The following is a 15,943-nucleotide window of genomic DNA, read 5'->3' on the forward strand; positions in this document are numbered from 1 at the left end:
GATTTGCGACCTTATGAAAAAACGCCAGCTTGCTGGCGTTTTTTTATTTCCGGCAAATGCCCGGAATGTACTAAGCCGAACAATCAAAGCCCGAAACGCAGGGCCAGCGACCGGCTGTAATCCTGCCATTCATCCAGCACCTGACGCTGAATCGTTGTAGCACTCACCCGTAGTTCGGCAGCCGCCTGATTGAAACTTTCCAGGGTATTGGGCGCTCCCCACTGCGGGTCGCACAGGCGCTGCTGACAGAATGACTTCCAGCGCTCTTGCTCCTCCCCGTTCAAGGTTTCAGGAAAGTTACGGGCGCGATAACGAAATAATAATTCAGGCAAACGTTCATCATCGAACGGCCATTGCTCTTGCCCTAAATGAAGCGGTTCGGCATTGCGCACTTGTTCGCATAAGCGTCGGTCGCGATCGCCGATAAAACCGTCGTACAACTGCTGCTCGGGATCGATGCTGGGGGCAAAATCCTCGCTGGCATAAATTGCCGCAAGTTTATCCCGCCAAACTTCTTGTGCGTCACTTAGCCGCAGCGCCCGGGCCTTATATTCCGCCATGTCCAGTTGCAAACGCTGCTGGTCCTCGCCACGCAATACATTCAGCGGTGCGACGACCGGGCAGCGGTTGATATGGATCAGCTTCAACGGCACCGGCAACTCGCCTTCGGCCAGGTCTTCGCGGCGGGTATACAAACGCTGGCGCAGCGTCTCGGCGTCCAACTCGAGCAATCCCTGTGGGTCCAGGTGCAGGTCACAGACAATCAGGGCGTTGCGGTTGCGCGGATGCCAGGCCAGCGGCAGGACCACGCCGACATAACTGCGCGCCGCGGAAAAGCGTCCGGAAATATGCACCAGCGGTTGCAACAGACGAACCTGGTCCATGACTTTCTGCTTGCTGCGCAACTGGAACAGCCATTCATACAACTTCGGCTGCTTGTCCCGAATCAGCCTGGCCAAGGCAATAGTGGCGCGCACATCGGACAGCGCTTCGTGGGCATGTCCGTGATCGATGCCATTGGCGGCGGTCAGGCGCTCCAGCTTCAGGGTCACCCGCCCCTCCTCGTCCCGCGGCCAGACAATCCCTTCCGGGCGCAAGGCATAGGCGGTGCGCACCACATCGATCAGGTCCCAGCGGCTGTTGCCGCCTTGCCACTCGCGGGCATAAGGGTCGAAGAAATTCCGGTACAGGCTGTAGCGGGTCATCTCGTCGTCGAAGCGCAGGGTGTTGTAGCCGGCGCCACAAGTGCCCGGTGCCGCCAGCTGGGCGTGCACCCGGGTCATGAAATCGGCTTCGCTCAGCCCCTGTTCGGCCAGCCGGCCCGGGGTAATGCCGGTGATCATGCAGGCCGCTGGATGAGGCAGGATGTCGTCGCTGGGCTGACAGTAAAGATTGACCGGCTCGCCGATCTCGTTGAGTTCGAAGTCGGTGCGGATCCCCGCCACCTGCAACGGCCGATCGCAGCGCGGGTTGATGCCGGTGGTTTCGTAGTCGTACCAGAAGATGGAAGTCACGGGCTGTTCCTGAGCAAAAGACCGGCAAAGTCTAGGCGCTTGGCACCAGCCGCGGCCAGCCTTGTGATGATTCAAGGGTAACGGCGCACGTCACGCGGCACAGTTAATGATGTCGTTCGCCCCTCCGACACTGCTAGCATCAGGCGGTCATCCATCGCCACCAGGCCAGCTTCAAGTTGCCTATGCTCGAGACGACAGCACTGCCAGGGAAAGCATTGCCCCCGCCACTGGACACCCGCTACCAGGTCGAAACGCCAGAAGGCATCGACCTGCCGCTGCGGCCGGCGGGGCTGATGTCGCGCGCCCTGGCCTTTGCCATCGACCTGGGCTTTCGTGGCCTGATCCTCGGCATGCTGTTTATTGTCCTGGGGTTTCTCGGCCAGCTCGGCATGGGGCTGGGCTCGATCCTGCTGTTTCTGGTCAGTTGGTGGTACATGGTGCTGTTCGAGGTGTTGAATCAGGGCTGCTCGCCAGGCAAGCAGCTGATGGGCCTGCGGGTCGTGCAGGACGATGGCACACCCATCGGCTGGGGCCCTTCCCTGACCCGCAACCTGCTGCGTTTTGTCGACATGTTGCCGTTCGGTTATTGCCTCGGCGCCATCAGTTGCCTGCAGCACCCGACCTTCAAGCGCCTCGGCGACCTGGCGGCCGGCACCCTGGTGATCTACCGCGAGCAGCCGGTGGTCCGCCCGACCTTGCCGGCAGTGCCCGCCAGAACCGCCGCCTTCGCCCTGAGCCTGACTGAGCAACGGGCCATCCTCAGCTACGCCGAACGCCAGGAACAACTGTCCGCGGATCGGGTCCAGGAGCTGGCCGCGCTACTCGCCGAGCCTCTGCATGTAACCCCCGCGCAGGCCCGTGACGAACTCAATGGCATCGCCCGCGGACTGCTGGGGCCGACATGAAACAGAGCCTGTTCGAAAACCGTCATCAAGCCTTGTGGCAGCGCCTGCGCGAACAGCTCGAACAACTGGAACGTGGCCAGGCGACGCCCGAGACCCATGCCCGTTTTCCCGAGGATTACCGCCGTTTGTGCCAACACCTGGCCCTGGCCCAGGAACGCGGCTACAGCAGCTTCCTGGTCGACCCGTTGCAACAACTGGCGCTGCGCGGCCATCAGCAGCTCTATCGCCAACGCAGCCCGTTGAGCGCCCGGGTCCTGGGCTTTGTCCTGGCCGGTTTCCCGCAGCTGGTGCGCGAACAATGGCGCTTCGTCCTGGCGGCCAGCCTGGTGTTCTTTGGCAGCCTGCTGGGTGTCGGCCTGCTGGTGTACCTGGTGCCCGAACTGATCTACAGCGTGGTCAGCCCGCAACAGGTGGCCGAAATGCAACGCCTCTACGATCCAGATGCCAGTCGCCTGGGCCGCCTCGCCAACCGGGCCGCCGGCGAAGACTGGATGATGTTCGGCTACTACATCATGAACAACATCGGCATCGCTTTTCAGACCTTTGCCAGCGGCCTGCTGTTTGGCCTGGGGAGCCTGTTCTTCCTGTTCTTCAACGGCCTGACCATCGGCGCGGTGGCCGGGCACCTGACCCAGATCGGTTATGGCGCCACCTTCTGGTCGTTTGTCATCGGCCACAGTGCCTTCGAGCTCAGCGCCATCGCCCTGGCCGGCGCGGCGGGATTGAAAATGGGCTGGGCGCTGATAGCCCCCGGGCGCCTGCCCCGCGGCGAAGCCTTGCTGCTGGCCGCGCGCACCAGCGTGCGGTTGATCTGCGGGGTCATCCTGTTCCTGCTGATCGCTGCCTTTATCGAAGCCTATTGGTCCTCCCTGACCTGGCCCGCGGCCTGGATCAAATACCTGGTCGGCGGCATCTGCTGGCTGCTGGTCCTGGCCTACCTGATATTCGCTGGACGCCGCCATGCGCCTGAGTGAAGCCAGCGTGGTGATTCGCCCGCGCACGACCTGGGAAGCCATGGACCTGGGAGTACTGCTGAGCCAGCGCCACCGACGCCTGCTGATGACCAGCTGGGCGCTGATCACCCTGCCGGTATTCGCCCTGCTCAGCCTGTTGCTCTGGGACTCGCCTACCCTCGCCCTGCTGCTGTTCTGGTGGCTCAAGCCGGCCTTCGAACGGCTGCCGCTGTACATCCTCGCCAAGGCCCTGTTCGGCGAAACCCCGACCTTGCGCCAGGCCCTGCACCAATGGCCCAGGCTACTCAAGCCGCAACTGCTGGCCAGCCTGACCTGGCGCCGCCTGAGCCTGAGCCGCAGTTTCATCATGCCCGTGGTGCAGCTCGAGGGCCTGAGTGGCGAGGCGCGCCAGCAACGGGTGCGGGTGCTGCAACAGCGCAATGCCGGGGCCGCGCACTGGCTGACCCTGATCGGCGTGCACCTGGAAGGCATCTTGTGGATCGGCCTGCTGGCGTTGTTCTATCTATTGCTGCCACAACAGATCGAGCTGGACTGGGACTGGCAGACGCTGATTGCCGCCGCCGAGCAGGATTGGCTCTGGCTCGAACACCTGACCAACGCTTTTTACGCTCTGGTCCTGATTGTCTGGGAGCCGGTGTACGTCGCCTGCGGCTTCAGCCTCTACCTCAATCGCCGCACGCTGCTGGAGGCCTGGGATATCGAACTGGTGCTGCGCCGCCTGCGGCAGCGCTTGAGTGGCGCCGCCCTGCTGCTGGTCCTGGGCAGCCTGAGCCTGCTGCCCATGCCGCCAGAGGCCTGGGCCGCCGAGCCGGCCACTGGCCCTGACAGCCCGCGCCTGCTGGATCAGCCGCTGACCAGCCAGGCCGCGAAAGACAGCATCAGCCAGATCCTCGACCAGCCGCCCTTCAAGAACCCGCAGACCGTGACCCGTTACCGGTTCGACGAAGACAGCCCGAAAAGCGCTGAACAATCTGAGTTGCCAGGCTGGCTCAAGGCCCTGACCGACCTGCTGGATAGCAGTGCCTTTGGCGCCGCGGCCAAGGCCCTGGAGATCCTGCTCTGGGCCCTGCTGCTGGGAGCGCTGGCCTTGCTGGTGTGGCGTCATCGTGAATGGTTGCGGGCCTTTGTCGGCCGCCGAGCGCTGCCGGGCAAAGTCCCTGCGCGAGCCGCTCCGCACCAGCTGTTCGGCCTGGACCTCAACCCCGACACCTTGCCCGAGGATGTCGCTAGCGCTGCCGAGGCACTCTGGCCACAGCAGCCACGCGAAGCCCTCGGGCTGTTGTACCGCGCGCTGCTGAGCCGGCTCCTGCATGACTTCCGCCTGCCGCTGAAACCGGCGGACACCGAGGGCCAGGTCCTCGAGCAGATCAAGGCTTTGCAGTTGCCCCAGCTGCAGGCATTCAGCAACAGCCTGACCCAGCACTGGCAGAACCTGGCCTACGGTCATCGCCTGCCTCCCGCGCAATTGAAGCAGGAACTGTGCGATGGCTGGCGCACCCTGTTCGGCCCGGGAGCCCCACGATGAACCGGCGCCTGCTGCCGCTGCTCGCGCTACTGGTCGCTGGCCTGCTCGGCGGCTTGCTGCTGTACCTCTACCTCAACGCCAGGCCCTACCAGGAAACCATCGATCACGGCCCCTCCCCGCAAGCCCGCGCCAACCCATACCTGGCGGCGGAAATGTTCCTGCGCCAGCGCGGCTTGCAGGTTCACCACGCCAACGGCCTGGAGGTGCTGCCGACCCTCAAGCCGCAGCAGAACAGCCTGTTGCTGCTGGGCGAGCGCTCGAACATGACGCCGCAGCAGGTCGAGCAACTGCTGGACTGGGCCCGTGCCGGCGGGCGCCTGCTGTTCGTCGCCGAAGCACTGTGGAACAAAGAGGCCGGACGCAGTGGCGACCTGTTGCTCGATCGCCTGCACCTGCGCCAGTTTCTCAGCAAGGACCTCAAAGCCCCGCCGCCAGGCGCCGGCAAAGAGCCCTACCCGAAACTGACCAAGCTCTACCTGGAAGACCAAGACGCGCCGGCCTACATCGGTTTCGACACCGACTTCCACCTGGAAGACCCGGACAACCTCGCCCAGTCCTGGGCCAACAGCGCCCGGGCCACCCACATGATGCAACTGAGCTACGGCCAGGGTTCGGTGACCGTGCTCACCGACGCCGAGATCTGGAAGACGCCGTTGATTGCCAAGTACGACAACGCCTGGCTGCTCTGGTACCTGAGCGCCGACAGCGACGTCACCCTGCTGTTCGACACCGATCACGACAGCCTCTGGAGCCTGCTGCTGAAGTATTTCCCCCAGGCGTTGGTGGCCCTCGCCGCACTGCTCGGCCTGTGGCTGTGGCATGTCGGGGTTCGCCACGGACCGATGCAGGCCCCGATGCCCAGGGCCCGGCGCCAGTTGCGCGAGCACCTACAAGCCAGCGCCCACTTCCTGTTGCGCCACACCGGTCAGCAGGGGCTGCTGCATAGCCTGCAGCAGGACATCCTGCGCCGCGCCCAGCATCGTCATCCCGGTTTCGAACGACTCACCGCCACCGAACAAGGGCAGGTCCTGGCCCGCCTTACCCGGCAACCGGACAGCGTCATCAGCCAGGCCCTGGCGCCCCAGCCGGCACAACGCCTTTCCAGCGCCGACTTCAGCCGTCTGGTCACCCACCTGCAAACTCTCAGGAATGCCCTATGAGCGACCTTCCCGCCGAACCGCTTCCCACCACCGAGCCCGGCCATGCGCAAGCGCATGCCGTCCAGCAACGTCAGCGCGCCAGCCAGCTGGCCCAGGCCCTGCGCCACGAACTGCAAAAGGCGGTGATCGGCCAGGACGCGGTGATCGACGACGTGCTCACCGCCCTGATCGCCGGTGGCCACGTGCTGCTCGAAGGCGTGCCCGGGCTGGGCAAGACCTTGCTGGTGCGCGCTCTGGCCCGCTGCTTTGGCGGCGAGTTCGCGCGTATCCAGTTCACCCCGGACCTGATGCCCAGCGACGTCACCGGCCATGCGGTCTACGACCTGCAGACCGAGCAGTTCAAGCTGCGCAAGGGCCCCTTGTTCACCAACTTGTTGCTGGCCGACGAGATCAACCGCGCGCCGGCCAAGACCCAGGCCGCCCTGCTCGAAGCCATGCAGGAACGCCAGGTCACCCTCGAAGGCCGGGCGCTGCCCATCGCCCAGCCCTTCATGGTCCTGGCCACGCAGAACCCGATCGAACAGGAAGGCACCTACCCACTGCCGGAAGCCGAACTCGACCGTTTCATGCTCAAGCTGCGCATGGATTACCCGGACAGCGACCAGGAATTGAACATGGTCCGCCAGGTCACCCGCTCGCCCCGGTCCGACATGCTCGACGTGCAGCCGCTGCGTACCCTGCTGCAGGCCAAGGACGTGCTGGCCCTGCAGCGGATTGCCAGCGACCTGCCGCTGGACGAGCAGGTCCTCGACTACGCCGTGCGGCTGGCCCGGGCCACTCGCAGTTGGCCGGGGCTGACCCTCGGCGCCGGGCCGCGGGCGTCGATCGCCCTGGTCTGTGGGGCCCGGGCCAGGGCCTTGTTGCGGGGTGGCGAGTTCGTCATTCCGGACGACATCAAAGGTTGCGCCCTGGCGGTGCTGCGGCATCGCGTGCGGATCGCCCCGGAGCTGGATATCGAAGGCTTGTCGGTGGAGCAGGTGCTCAAGCAACTGCTCGATCAAGTGCCGGCGCCACGACTGTGAGCCCGCCAAAGCGATGAAACCCTCACGCCTGTTTCTGACCTGGCTCGGCGTATTGCTGGCGCTGGACGTGCTGCTCGGCGCCGCGCGTGCTTACGGCCTGGCGGTCGCGGCCAGCCTGCAAGCGATCGCCTGGGGCCTGCTCCTGGCCCTGTTGCTGCTGGCCGTGCTGGACGCCTTCCGGCTCAGGCGCCTGCCTTCGCCCCAGCTCCGACGCCAGTTGCCCGGCAGCCTGCCCCTGGGGCGCTGGAGCGAAGTGCGCCTAGAGGTTCGCCACGACTTTACCCAGCCGCTGACCCTGGAGCTGTTCGATCATGTGCCCGATGGCCTGGGCTTCGAATACCTGCCGCAGTCGCTGCTCCTGGAGCCGGGCCAGTCGCAGGAACTGGGTTATCGGGTGCGTCCGCTCAAGCGCGGCCATTTCAACTTCGAGCGCTGCGAGGTCAGCCTGCCCAGCCCGCTGGGCCTGTGGTCGGCGCGTCGGTTGCTGAAGCTCGACGACAGCACGCGCGTCTACCCGGATTTCGCCCGCCTCTACGGCGCCCGGCTGCTGGCCGTCGACAACTGGCTGAACCAGATCGGTGTGCGGCAACAGCCGCGTCGTGGCCTGGGCCTGGAGTTCAATCAGCTGCGTGAGTTTCGCGAGGGCGACAGCCTGCGCCAGATCGACTGGAAAGCCACCGCCCGGCAACGCACGCCGATTGCCCGCGAGTACCAGGACGAACGCGACCAACAGATCATCTTCATGCTCGACTGCGGGCGGCGCATGCGCAGCCAGGACGGCGAACTGGCGCATTTCGACCACGCGCTCAACGCCTGCCTGCTGCTCAGCTATGTCGCCTTGCGCCAGGGCGACGCGGTGGGCCTCTGCACCTTTGCCGGCGAACGCCGCCGCTATCTGGCGCCGGTCAAGGGCGTGGGCCAGTTGAGCGCCTTGCTCAACACTGTCTACGACCTGGACAGCAGCCAGCGCTGCGCCGACTTCCAGGCCGCCGCCAGCGAGCTGCTGGCCCGGCAGAAGCGCCGGGCCCTGGTAGTGCTGGTGACCAACCTGCGGGACGAAGACGACGAGGAGCTGCTGACCGCGGTCAAGCGCCTCGGGCGCCAGCACCGGGTGCTGGTGGCCAGCCTGCGCGAGGAAGTCCTCGATCAGTTGCGCCAGGCGCCGGTGCACAACCTGCCCGATGCCCTGACCTACTGCGGCACGATCAATTACCTGAATGCCCGCACCGACCTGCATGAACGCCTGAGCGCCCAGGGCGTTGCCCTGCTCGATGTGCGGCCGGGTGAACTGGGGGCGGAACTGGTGACCCGTTACCTCAGTTGGAAAAAAGCCGGGACGCTGTAGCGGTCAGGCGGAGGTCTGCACCGGGTAGAAACTGAAGTAGCTGCGCAAGGCCGTCACCAGCTCGCGGTACTCGGGAGGCGAACGCAGCAGCACGAAGCCGGTGTCGTAATGATGGGGTGTGACATCTTCATGGCACCAGCGGCAAGAGGCGGTGATCTCGATCGGTTGCAGCTGGCCGTCGCGGCCGGGAACCTGCAGGCGCAACTCGAAGTCGGCGCCGATCAGCATCGGCAACTGGCTGATCAACATGAAGCCGTCTTCGGAAACGTTGCCCAGATAACCGATGGGTCGATCGGTCAGCCGATTGAAGACTTTCAAAAAACACGGCAACTGGTGCCGCTCGATCCGCCGGTCCGTGAACATGTCATGCATCGCTATTTAGGAAGGTCATTGCGCATCGTCGCACCGAGGACTGTCGGCCCCGGCCGGCCCATTTTAGAAACGATACTCTAAAACAGGCCCACAGATGTTAGCTCAAGGCTCACGCGGGATCAGCAATAGCCTGATGACGAGTATTACAACGCGGCCGGACGCGCCTGAGCGCTGTTGCGCGAAGGGTAATGCCCCAGTTGCTGCAGGGTTTCCAGGCGCGCGCGGGCACGGTAGGCGTACTCGCTGCTCGGGTGTTCGGTGATGATGTACTGGTAGGTCTGCGCGGCATCGAGGAACAGCTTCTGCCGCTCCAGGCACTGTCCGCGCAGCATCGATACCTCGGGCTGGATATAAGGGCGCGAACGACTCGTGCGGTCGACCTGGCTCAGTTCGAGCATCACCCGTTCGCAGTTGCCGGCGTCGTAGGCGCGGTAGGCGGTATTCAGATGATGGTCCATCGACCAGCGGGTACAGCCGACAACACTGACGGCCAGGGCAGCAATGAGCACGAATCGCATGGGGGTTCTCCTGTCTTGTGCACGTTATCGACCCGCGTTGGAAAATCTTCAGGAATGTTCGTTTAAAGAAACAAACGAATAAGTAGTGCAAACGAACAATGACTACAGCTGCGGACCATAGTAGCCTCTCGTTGCGCTTGAACTCAGGAGTCTTTGCATGTCCGTCCGTCGTACCAAAATCGTCGCTACCCTTGGCCCGGCCAGTAACTCGCCGGAAGTTCTCGAACAGCTGATTCTGGCTGGCCTGGACGTCGCCCGCCTGAACTTCTCCCACGGCACCCCGGACGAGCACAAGGCTCGCGCCAAGCTGGTGCGTGACTTGGCCGCCAAGCATGGGCGCTTCGTCGCGCTGCTGGGTGACCTGCAAGGCCCGAAGATCCGTATCGCCAAATTCGCCAACAAGCGCATCGAGCTGAAGATCGGTGACAAGTTCACCTTCTCCACCAGCCACCCGCTGACCGAAGGTACCCAGGACATCGTCGGCATCGACTATCCGGACCTGGTCAAGGACTGCGGCGTGGGCGACGAGCTGCTGCTCGACGACGGCCGCGTGGTGATGCGCGTCGACACCGCCACCAGCACCGAACTGCATTGCACCGTGACCATCGGCGGCCCGCTGTCGGACCACAAGGGCATCAACCGTCGCGGTGGTGGCCTGACCGCCCCGGCCCTGACCGAAAAAGACAAGGCCGACATCAAGCTGGCCGCGGCCATGGACCTGGACTACCTGGCCGTGTCCTTCCCGCGCGACGCCGCTGACATGGAATACGCCCGCCAACTGCGCGACGAGGCCGGCGGCACCGCCTGGCTGGTGGCGAAGATCGAGCGCGCCGAAGCCGTGGCCAACGACGAAACCCTCGACGGCCTGATCAAGGCCTCCGACGCCGTGATGGTGGCCCGTGGCGACCTGGGCGTGGAAATCGGCGACGCCGAGCTGGTGGGCATCCAGAAGAAAATCATTCTGCACGCCCGTCGCCACAACAAGGCGGTGATCGTCGCGACCCAGATGATGGAGTCGATGATCCAGAACCCGATGCCGACCCGCGCCGAAGTGTCCGACGTGGCCAACGCCGTGCTCGACTACACCGACGCCGTGATGCTCTCGGCCGAATCCGCCGCCGGCGCCTACCCGCTCGAAGCCGTCCAGGCCATGGACCGCATCTGCATCGGCGCGGAAAAGCATCCGACCAGCAAGACCTCCAGCCACCGCATCGGCAAGACCTTCGAGCGCTGCGACGAGAGCATCGCCCTGGCCACCATGTACACCGCCAACCACTTCCCGGGCGTGAAGGCGATCATCGCCTTGACTGAAAGCGGCTACACCCCGCTGATCATGTCGCGTATCCGTTCCTCGGTGCCGATCTACGCGTTCACCCCGCACCGCGAAGCCCAAGCCCGCACCGCGATGTTCCGTGGTGTCTACACCGTCCCGTTCGACCCGGCGTCCCTGCCGCCAAGCGAAGTCAGCCAGAAGGCCATCGACGAGCTGGTCAAGCGCGGCGTCGTGAAGAAAGGCGACTGGGTGATCCTGACCAAGGGCGACAGCTACCACACCACCGGCGGCACCAACGGCATGAAGATCCTGCACGTTGGCGACCCGATGGTCTAAGCCACCTGACGCAACAATAAAGAGCCCCGCAGTGAAGACTGCGGGGCTTTTTCATGGGGGCACATTTATGGAACTCACGAACCTGTAGCCGCTGCCGCCAGGCTGCGACAAGGCCGCCAGGACTTCAGCGATCTTGGGACCTTACGCCCCCTTCGTCGGAATGCCGTCCAAATCGATCGCAGCCTCCGGCAGCGGCTACACGAGCGGTGCCGACTTCAGCTTTTAGCGAAAAAGCCCGACAAGGCGGCCAGCGCTTCCGGCGAATGCAGGCGCTGGGTGAACAGGGCGCCCTCCTCCTCGATCACCTTGCGCAGCTGTTCGCGATCGGGCGTGCGCATCAGCTGCTTGCTGATCTGCACCGCCTGCGGCGCCAGCTTCTCGAAACGCAGCGCCATCTCCCGGGCCTTGTCCAGGGTCGCCGCACCATCGGCCAAGGCCTGGTTGGCAATGCCCCACTGCGCAGCCTGTTCACCGCTGAAACCTTCGCCCAGCAGCAACAGTTCGGCGGCCCTGGCCTGTCCGAGCAAGCGCGGCAGGATCAGGCTGGAACCGAACTCGGGGCACAAACCGAGATTGACGAAAGGCATGCGCAACCGGGCATCGCGGCTGACGTACACCAGATCGCAGTGCAGCAGCAGGGTGGTGCCGATCCCCACGGCCGGCCCGGCAACCGCGGCGACCACCGGCTTGCGGCATTCGAACAAGCTGAGCATGAACTGGAAGACCGGGCTGTCGAGACCGGTAGGTGGCTGCTGGAGGAAGTCGGCAATGTCGTTGCCGGCGGTAAAGCAATCGCTGCTGCCGCTGAGCAGTACCGCGCGGACCTCAGGGTCGGCGTCGGCTTGCCGCAACCCTTCGGCCAGCTGGCTGTACATGGCCCGGGTCAGGGCATTTTTCTTGTCCGGGCGATTCAGGCGCAGGGTCAGCAGCCCGCCCTCGCGTTCAAGCAGGATGGTATCGGTCATGGGTGGTCTCGCTCAGGACGGATCAGCGCTCAGCCGCGGGGCAGGAATACGTCGGCCAGCAGTTGATTGCGCGGCAGCCCCGCCAGGTACAAGCGTCGGGCGAAAGCATCGACGCTGTCGGGGTGCCCGCAGAGTAAAGCCTGGGTTTGCCGTGAAACAAGCCGCAGTTGTGCCAAAGCCGCTGGCAGCTCGGTCGCGGTCCACAGCTCGACACTGAGGTTGGCGCGGCTCGCCGCCAGCGCCGCCAGGGGCTTGGCCAGGTAATGCTCGCTGGCGTCATGGGCCAGGTGAATAACGCGGATGTCGCCCTGATGATCCTGGCGCAAAGCCTCGCGCAGGATGCCGAACAACGGCGCCAGCCCGGTGCCCGCCGCCAGCAGCCACAATGGCCGGGTTTGCCAGTCCGGGTCGTAGTGCAGCGCCCCGCCGCGCAGCTCGCCCAGCCGCAACCCATCGCCGGGCTTGAGCTGGCGCGCCGCGTCGCTGAACGCGCCGGGCTGGCGGCAATCGAGGTGGAACTCGAGAAAGCGGTCTTCGCCGGGCAGGCTCGCCAGCGAATACGGCCGCGCCACGCCGGAAGCCGTCCACAGCACCAGGTGCTGGCCGGCCTGATAACGCAGGTTGCGCTCCGGCTGCAAACGCAGGCGCAGCACCGTGGCCGACAGCCAGTCCACACCGACCACCTCGGCCGGCGCGCCATCGCGCAGCGGGTCGTAGGTTTCGACCCGCAGGTCTTCCACCACCTGACACTGACAGGCCAGCCGCCAGCCGCGCTGGCGCTGATCGTCGCTCAAGGCATCGGGCCGGCTGTCGCTGGGCAGGCCCTGGACGCAGTGCACCAGGCAGGCGTGGCAACTGCCGGCGCGGCAGCTGTAAGGCACCGCCACGCCGGCCTGATTCAAGGCATCCAGCAGATTGCTGCCCGCGACCACCGCCCACTGCAGCTCACCGACACGCAGCTCAGGCATCGATATTTTCCCAGGCCGCGGCGCAGCGATTGCGTCCGTCGCGTTTGGCCCGATACAGCGCCTGGTCGGCACGTTGCAGGGCATCGTCCAGGTCGTCGCCCAGCTCCACCAGGGTCATGCCGACGGACAGGCTCAGGCCAGGCACCTCGACCCCGATCAACTGGGCGTCCATAAAGGCCACGCGCAGACGCTCGCAGCAGGAGGTCAGGCGTTCAGGATCGCAATCGGGCAACAACATGACAAACTCCTCGCCGCCGTAGCGGGCCAATACATCGCCATCGCGCAAACAGGCGCTGGCTACGGCGGCGAACGCCTGCAGCACCTGATCGCCCGCGGCATGGCCGTGCACGTCGTTGATCCGCTTGAAGTGATCGAGGTCGATCAGCGCCAGGCCATGCATCTGCTCCAGGCTCATCGCGTGCAGTTCGCGCGACGCCAGCCGCAGGAAATGCCGTCGATTGTACAGGCCGGTCAGTTCGTCGGTGGCAACCAGATCCTCCAGTTGTCGCATCATGCCGCGCAAGGTGTCCTGGTGCGCCTGCAAGGCGAAGCGCCGTTGCCGCATGCGCTGCCGGGAAGTCTGCACATAGCTGGCGTACAGGCACAGCCAGATCAGCACCGCGAACAGCACGCACACCTGCAGGACGGCGAGCATCGGATCGGCCAGCCGGAAGTGGTAGGCGTCCCACAGCGTGATTCCGGCAAAGCCGATGAAAATGCACAGGGCGCACCGCACGAAGGCCCGGCGCGGAAGGTGGAACAGGCCGAACAGCAGCGTCAACAGATAGAACACCAGGAAGGTGCCGCGCGCCGTATCGAGGTGGGCCAGCAGCCAGGTCTGCCAGCCGATGGCCAGGAGTATCTGGATCTCGGTCAGGCTCGGGTCGCGAAAGCGCAGGTTGCGCCCGGAGACAAACAGCCAGAACAGCAGCGCCTGGCTCAGCACCACCAGGCCGGTATCGATCAGTGCCGAATGCACCGGCGCCGAATAGTAGCCACTGAAAATGGCCAGCCAGAGCAGCAGCAACGCCAGTCCATAGGTGCCCGCCGCAAGAACGAAGCGCTTGAGTAAAAGACTCTGGATAGCGTTATGGGTCAATCGTTGACTCACCATGCGAAAGGGGGCTTTAAAGAGTTTCCTACCCTACAGGCCACTTGCCACTTTAGTGGTGTCGCCAAAAAATAACTATCCCATTTTTGTTCCCGCCCAGCGCCATCCGGCCCGGGGCCGCGCCCACCGTCATGCCTGGCGCCATCCCCCGACTGGCGCATCCCCGGCATGCGACTTTGGTTTGACTGCCGGCGCGTGTGCCCGGCTCCGAGGCGCGGTATACTGCCGCGCCTTTTTAGCGTCGCGCCAGTGTGTCCGGCGTGCCTTGAAGGTGCTTGCAACCGACCGATGCACCCAAGCTGCAAGCACCTTATTAAATGTTCCCGTCTTTTAGAGGAGCGCGACTCATGACCGTGATCAAGCAAGACGACCTGATTCAGAGCGTTGCCGACGCCCTGCAATTCATTTCCTACTACCACCCCGTGGACTTCATCCAGGCGATGCACGAAGCCTACCTGCGCGAAGAATCGCCAGCGGCCCGTGACTCCATGGCGCAGATCCTGATCAACTCGCGCATGTGTGCCACCGGCCACCGCCCGATCTGCCAGGACACCGGTATCGTCACCGTATTCGTACGCGTGGGCATGGACGTGCGCTGGGACGGCGCGACCATGAGCCTGGACGACATGATCAACGAAGGCGTGCGTCGCGCTTACAACCTGCCGGAAAACGTCCTGCGGGCCTCGATCCTCGCCGACCCGGCGGGCGCTCGTAAAAACACCAAGGACAACACCCCGGCGGTCATCCACTACTCCATCGTTCCCGGCAACACCGTGGAAGTGGACGTGGCGGCCAAGGGCGGCGGCTCCGAGAACAAGTCGAAAATGGCCATGCTCAACCCGTCCGACTCGATCGTCGACTGGGTGCTGAAGACCGTTCCGACCATGGGCGCCGGCTGGTGCCCGCCGGGCATGCTCGGCATCGGCATCGGCGGCACCGCCGAGAAAGCCGCGGTGATGGCCAAGGAAGTGTTGATGGAGTCCATCGACATCCACGAGCTGAAGGCCCGCGGCCCACAGAACCGTATCGAAGAGATGCGCCTGGAGCTGTTCGAGAAGGTCAATCAGCTGGGCATCGGCGCCCAGGGCCTGGGTGGCCTGACCACCGTGCTCGACGTGAAGATCATGGACTACCCGACCCACGCCGCTTCCCTGCCGGTGTGCATGATCCCGAACTGCGCCGCGACCCGTCACGCGCACTTCGTGCTCGACGGCTCGGGCCCTGCGTCCCTGGAAGCGCCACCTCTGGACGCCTACCCGGAAATCGTCTGGGAAGCCGGTCCGTCGGCCCGTCGCGTCAACCTCGACACCCTGACCCCGGAAGAAGTGCAGAGCTGGAAGCCGGGCGAAACCGTCCTGCTCAACGGCAAGATGCTCACCGGTCGCGACGCCGCCCACAAGCGCATGGTCGAGATGCTGAACAAGGGCGAAACCCTGCCGGTGGACCTCAAGGGTCGCTTCATCTACTACGTCGGCCCGGTCGATCCGGTCGGTGACGAAGTGGTTGGCCCAGCTGGCCCGACCACCGCGACGCGGATGGACAAGTTCACCCGCCAGATCCTCGAGCAGACTGGCCTGCTGGGCATGATCGGCAAGTCCGAGCGCGGCCCGACCGCGATCGAAGCGATCAAGGACAGCAAGGCCGTGTACCTGATGGCCGTCGGCGGCGCTGCCTACCTGGTAGCCCAGGCGATCAAGAAGTCCAAGGTCCTGGCCTTTGCCGAACTGGGCATGGAAGCGATCTACGAGTTCGAAGTCAAAGACATGCCGGTCACTGTCGCGGTCGACAGCAAAGGCGAGTCGGTGCACATCACCGGTCCTGCCATCTGGCAGAAAAAGATCAGTGAAAGCCTGGCGGTAGAAGTGCAGTAAGCGCTGCTTGCTGTTACCCAAGGCGGCGTTGCTCGATGAGCAGCGCCGCCTTTTTCATGCCTGGCCGGGCAAGGACTGTCCACG

14 protein-coding genes are annotated in these 15,943 nt (G+C 64.6%); 8 read left to right on the top strand and 6 right to left on the bottom strand.

Annotation, left to right across the window (positions count from 1 at the left end):
* Positions 1-83: 83 nt before the first annotated feature.
* Positions 84-1,514, bottom strand: coding sequence for an exodeoxyribonuclease I (gene sbcB / locus C4K27_RS24170; protein WP_053262408.1), 1,431 nt, complete (start codon positions 1,512-1,514; stop codon positions 84-86).
* Positions 1,515-1,696: 182 nt separating this feature from the next.
* Here sbcB and C4K27_RS24175 point away from each other — a divergent pair, with 182 nt between their 5' ends.
* From C4K27_RS24175 to C4K27_RS24200, 6 genes are read left to right on the top strand one after another with little or no spacing between them, the layout of a single operon-like run.
* Entirely contained in the window at positions 1,697-2,419 is a 723-nt protein-coding gene (locus C4K27_RS24175) for an RDD family protein (RefSeq protein ID WP_053262409.1), read from the top strand.
* Positions 2,416-3,393 carry a stage II sporulation protein M gene (locus C4K27_RS24180; protein ID WP_053262673.1) on the top strand — a complete coding sequence of 326 codons (978 nt, stop codon included), beginning with the start codon at positions 2,416-2,418 and terminating at the stop codon, positions 3,391-3,393. The genes C4K27_RS24175 and C4K27_RS24180 overlap by 4 nt, the downstream gene beginning before the upstream one ends.
* Positions 3,380-4,918, top strand: a complete 1,539-nt coding sequence (locus C4K27_RS24185) for a DUF4129 domain-containing protein (RefSeq protein ID WP_053262410.1) — start codon at positions 3,380-3,382, stop codon at positions 4,916-4,918. Before C4K27_RS24180 ends, C4K27_RS24185 begins: the two co-directional genes overlap by 14 nt.
* Entirely contained in the window at positions 4,915-6,078 is a 1,164-nt protein-coding gene (locus C4K27_RS24190) for a DUF4350 domain-containing protein (RefSeq protein WP_053262411.1), read from the top strand. Before C4K27_RS24185 ends, C4K27_RS24190 begins: the two co-directional genes overlap by 4 nt.
* Positions 6,075-7,100 (top strand): AAA family ATPase, encoded by a 1,026-nt coding sequence (locus tag C4K27_RS24195; RefSeq protein WP_053262412.1) that lies wholly within the window; start codon positions 6,075-6,077, stop codon positions 7,098-7,100. Before C4K27_RS24190 ends, C4K27_RS24195 begins: the two co-directional genes overlap by 4 nt.
* A 13-nt stretch (positions 7,101-7,113) precedes the next feature.
* The gene (locus C4K27_RS24200; protein WP_053262413.1) at positions 7,114-8,445 is read left to right on the top strand and encodes a DUF58 domain-containing protein; all 1,332 of its coding nucleotides are present in this window, start codon (positions 7,114-7,116) and stop codon (positions 8,443-8,445) included.
* Positions 8,446-8,448: 3 nt separating this feature from the next.
* Here C4K27_RS24200 and C4K27_RS24205 read toward each other — a convergent pair whose 3' ends face one another.
* Both C4K27_RS24205 and C4K27_RS24210 read right to left on the bottom strand, forming a co-directional pair.
* Entirely contained in the window at positions 8,449-8,808 is a 360-nt protein-coding gene (locus C4K27_RS24205; RefSeq protein ID WP_037035875.1) for a PilZ domain-containing protein, read from the bottom strand.
* 152 nt (positions 8,809-8,960) lie between these two features.
* On the bottom strand, positions 8,961-9,335 hold the full coding sequence (locus tag C4K27_RS24210; RefSeq protein ID WP_053262414.1) for a hypothetical protein: 375 nt from the start codon (positions 9,333-9,335) through the stop codon (positions 8,961-8,963).
* Between the two features lie 157 nt (positions 9,336-9,492).
* Between C4K27_RS24210 and pyk the strand changes: the two genes are divergently transcribed.
* Positions 9,493-10,944, top strand: coding sequence for a pyruvate kinase (pyk, locus tag C4K27_RS24215; protein ID WP_053262415.1), 1,452 nt, complete (start codon positions 9,493-9,495; stop codon positions 10,942-10,944).
* A gap of 215 nt (positions 10,945-11,159) precedes the next feature.
* Here the strand turns inward: pyk and C4K27_RS24220 are convergent, their stop codons facing one another.
* Genes C4K27_RS24220 through C4K27_RS24230 form a run of 3 tightly spaced genes read right to left on the bottom strand, consistent with a single transcriptional unit; the run spans position 11,160 to position 13,976 of the window.
* The gene (locus tag C4K27_RS24220; RefSeq protein WP_053262416.1) at positions 11,160-11,909 is read right to left on the bottom strand and encodes an enoyl-CoA hydratase-related protein; all 750 of its coding nucleotides are present in this window, start codon (positions 11,907-11,909) and stop codon (positions 11,160-11,162) included.
* Between the two features lie 29 nt (positions 11,910-11,938).
* Positions 11,939-12,877, bottom strand: coding sequence for an iron-sulfur-binding ferredoxin reductase (locus C4K27_RS24225; protein ID WP_053262417.1), 939 nt, complete (start codon positions 12,875-12,877; stop codon positions 11,939-11,941).
* The gene (locus tag C4K27_RS24230) at positions 12,870-13,976 is read right to left on the bottom strand and encodes a GGDEF domain-containing protein (protein WP_053262418.1); all 1,107 of its coding nucleotides are present in this window, start codon (positions 13,974-13,976) and stop codon (positions 12,870-12,872) included. Before C4K27_RS24230 ends, C4K27_RS24225 begins: the two co-directional genes overlap by 8 nt.
* Before the next feature lie 359 nt (positions 13,977-14,335).
* On the opposite strand from C4K27_RS24230, the gene C4K27_RS24240 reads away from it, so the two are divergent.
* Entirely contained in the window at positions 14,336-15,859 is a 1,524-nt protein-coding gene (locus tag C4K27_RS24240) for a fumarate hydratase (RefSeq protein WP_007931196.1), read from the top strand.
* The last annotated feature ends 84 nt before the right edge of the window (positions 15,860-15,943 follow it).

Source organism: Pseudomonas chlororaphis subsp. chlororaphis (assembly GCF_003945765.1).
GTDB lineage: Bacteria > Pseudomonadota > Gammaproteobacteria > Pseudomonadales > Pseudomonadaceae > Aquipseudomonas > Aquipseudomonas chlororaphis.

Coding starts and splice junctions, on each gene's coding strand:
- C4K27_RS24175 (WP_053262409.1), top strand. CDS start 1,697: ATGCTCGAGACGACAGCACTGCCAGGGAAAGCATTGCCCCCGCCACTG.
- C4K27_RS24180 (WP_053262673.1), top strand. CDS start 2,416: ATGAAACAGAGCCTGTTCGAAAACCGTCATCAAGCCTTGTGGCAGCGC.
- C4K27_RS24185 (WP_053262410.1), top strand. CDS start 3,380: ATGCGCCTGAGTGAAGCCAGCGTGGTGATTCGCCCGCGCACGACCTGG.
- C4K27_RS24190 (WP_053262411.1), top strand. CDS start 4,915: ATGAACCGGCGCCTGCTGCCGCTGCTCGCGCTACTGGTCGCTGGCCTG.
- C4K27_RS24195 (WP_053262412.1), top strand. CDS start 6,075: ATGAGCGACCTTCCCGCCGAACCGCTTCCCACCACCGAGCCCGGCCAT.
- C4K27_RS24200 (WP_053262413.1), top strand. CDS start 7,114: ATGAAACCCTCACGCCTGTTTCTGACCTGGCTCGGCGTATTGCTGGCG.
- C4K27_RS24205 (WP_037035875.1), bottom strand. CDS start 8,808: ATGTTCACGGACCGGCGGATCGAGCGGCACCAGTTGCCGTGTTTTTTG.
- C4K27_RS24210 (WP_053262414.1), bottom strand. CDS start 9,335: ATGCGATTCGTGCTCATTGCTGCCCTGGCCGTCAGTGTTGTCGGCTGT.
- pyk (WP_053262415.1), top strand. CDS start 9,493: ATGTCCGTCCGTCGTACCAAAATCGTCGCTACCCTTGGCCCGGCCAGT.
- C4K27_RS24220 (WP_053262416.1), bottom strand. CDS start 11,909: ATGACCGATACCATCCTGCTTGAACGCGAGGGCGGGCTGCTGACCCTG.
- C4K27_RS24225 (WP_053262417.1), bottom strand. CDS start 12,877: ATGCCTGAGCTGCGTGTCGGTGAGCTGCAGTGGGCGGTGGTCGCGGGC.
- C4K27_RS24240 (WP_007931196.1), top strand. CDS start 14,336: ATGACCGTGATCAAGCAAGACGACCTGATTCAGAGCGTTGCCGACGCC.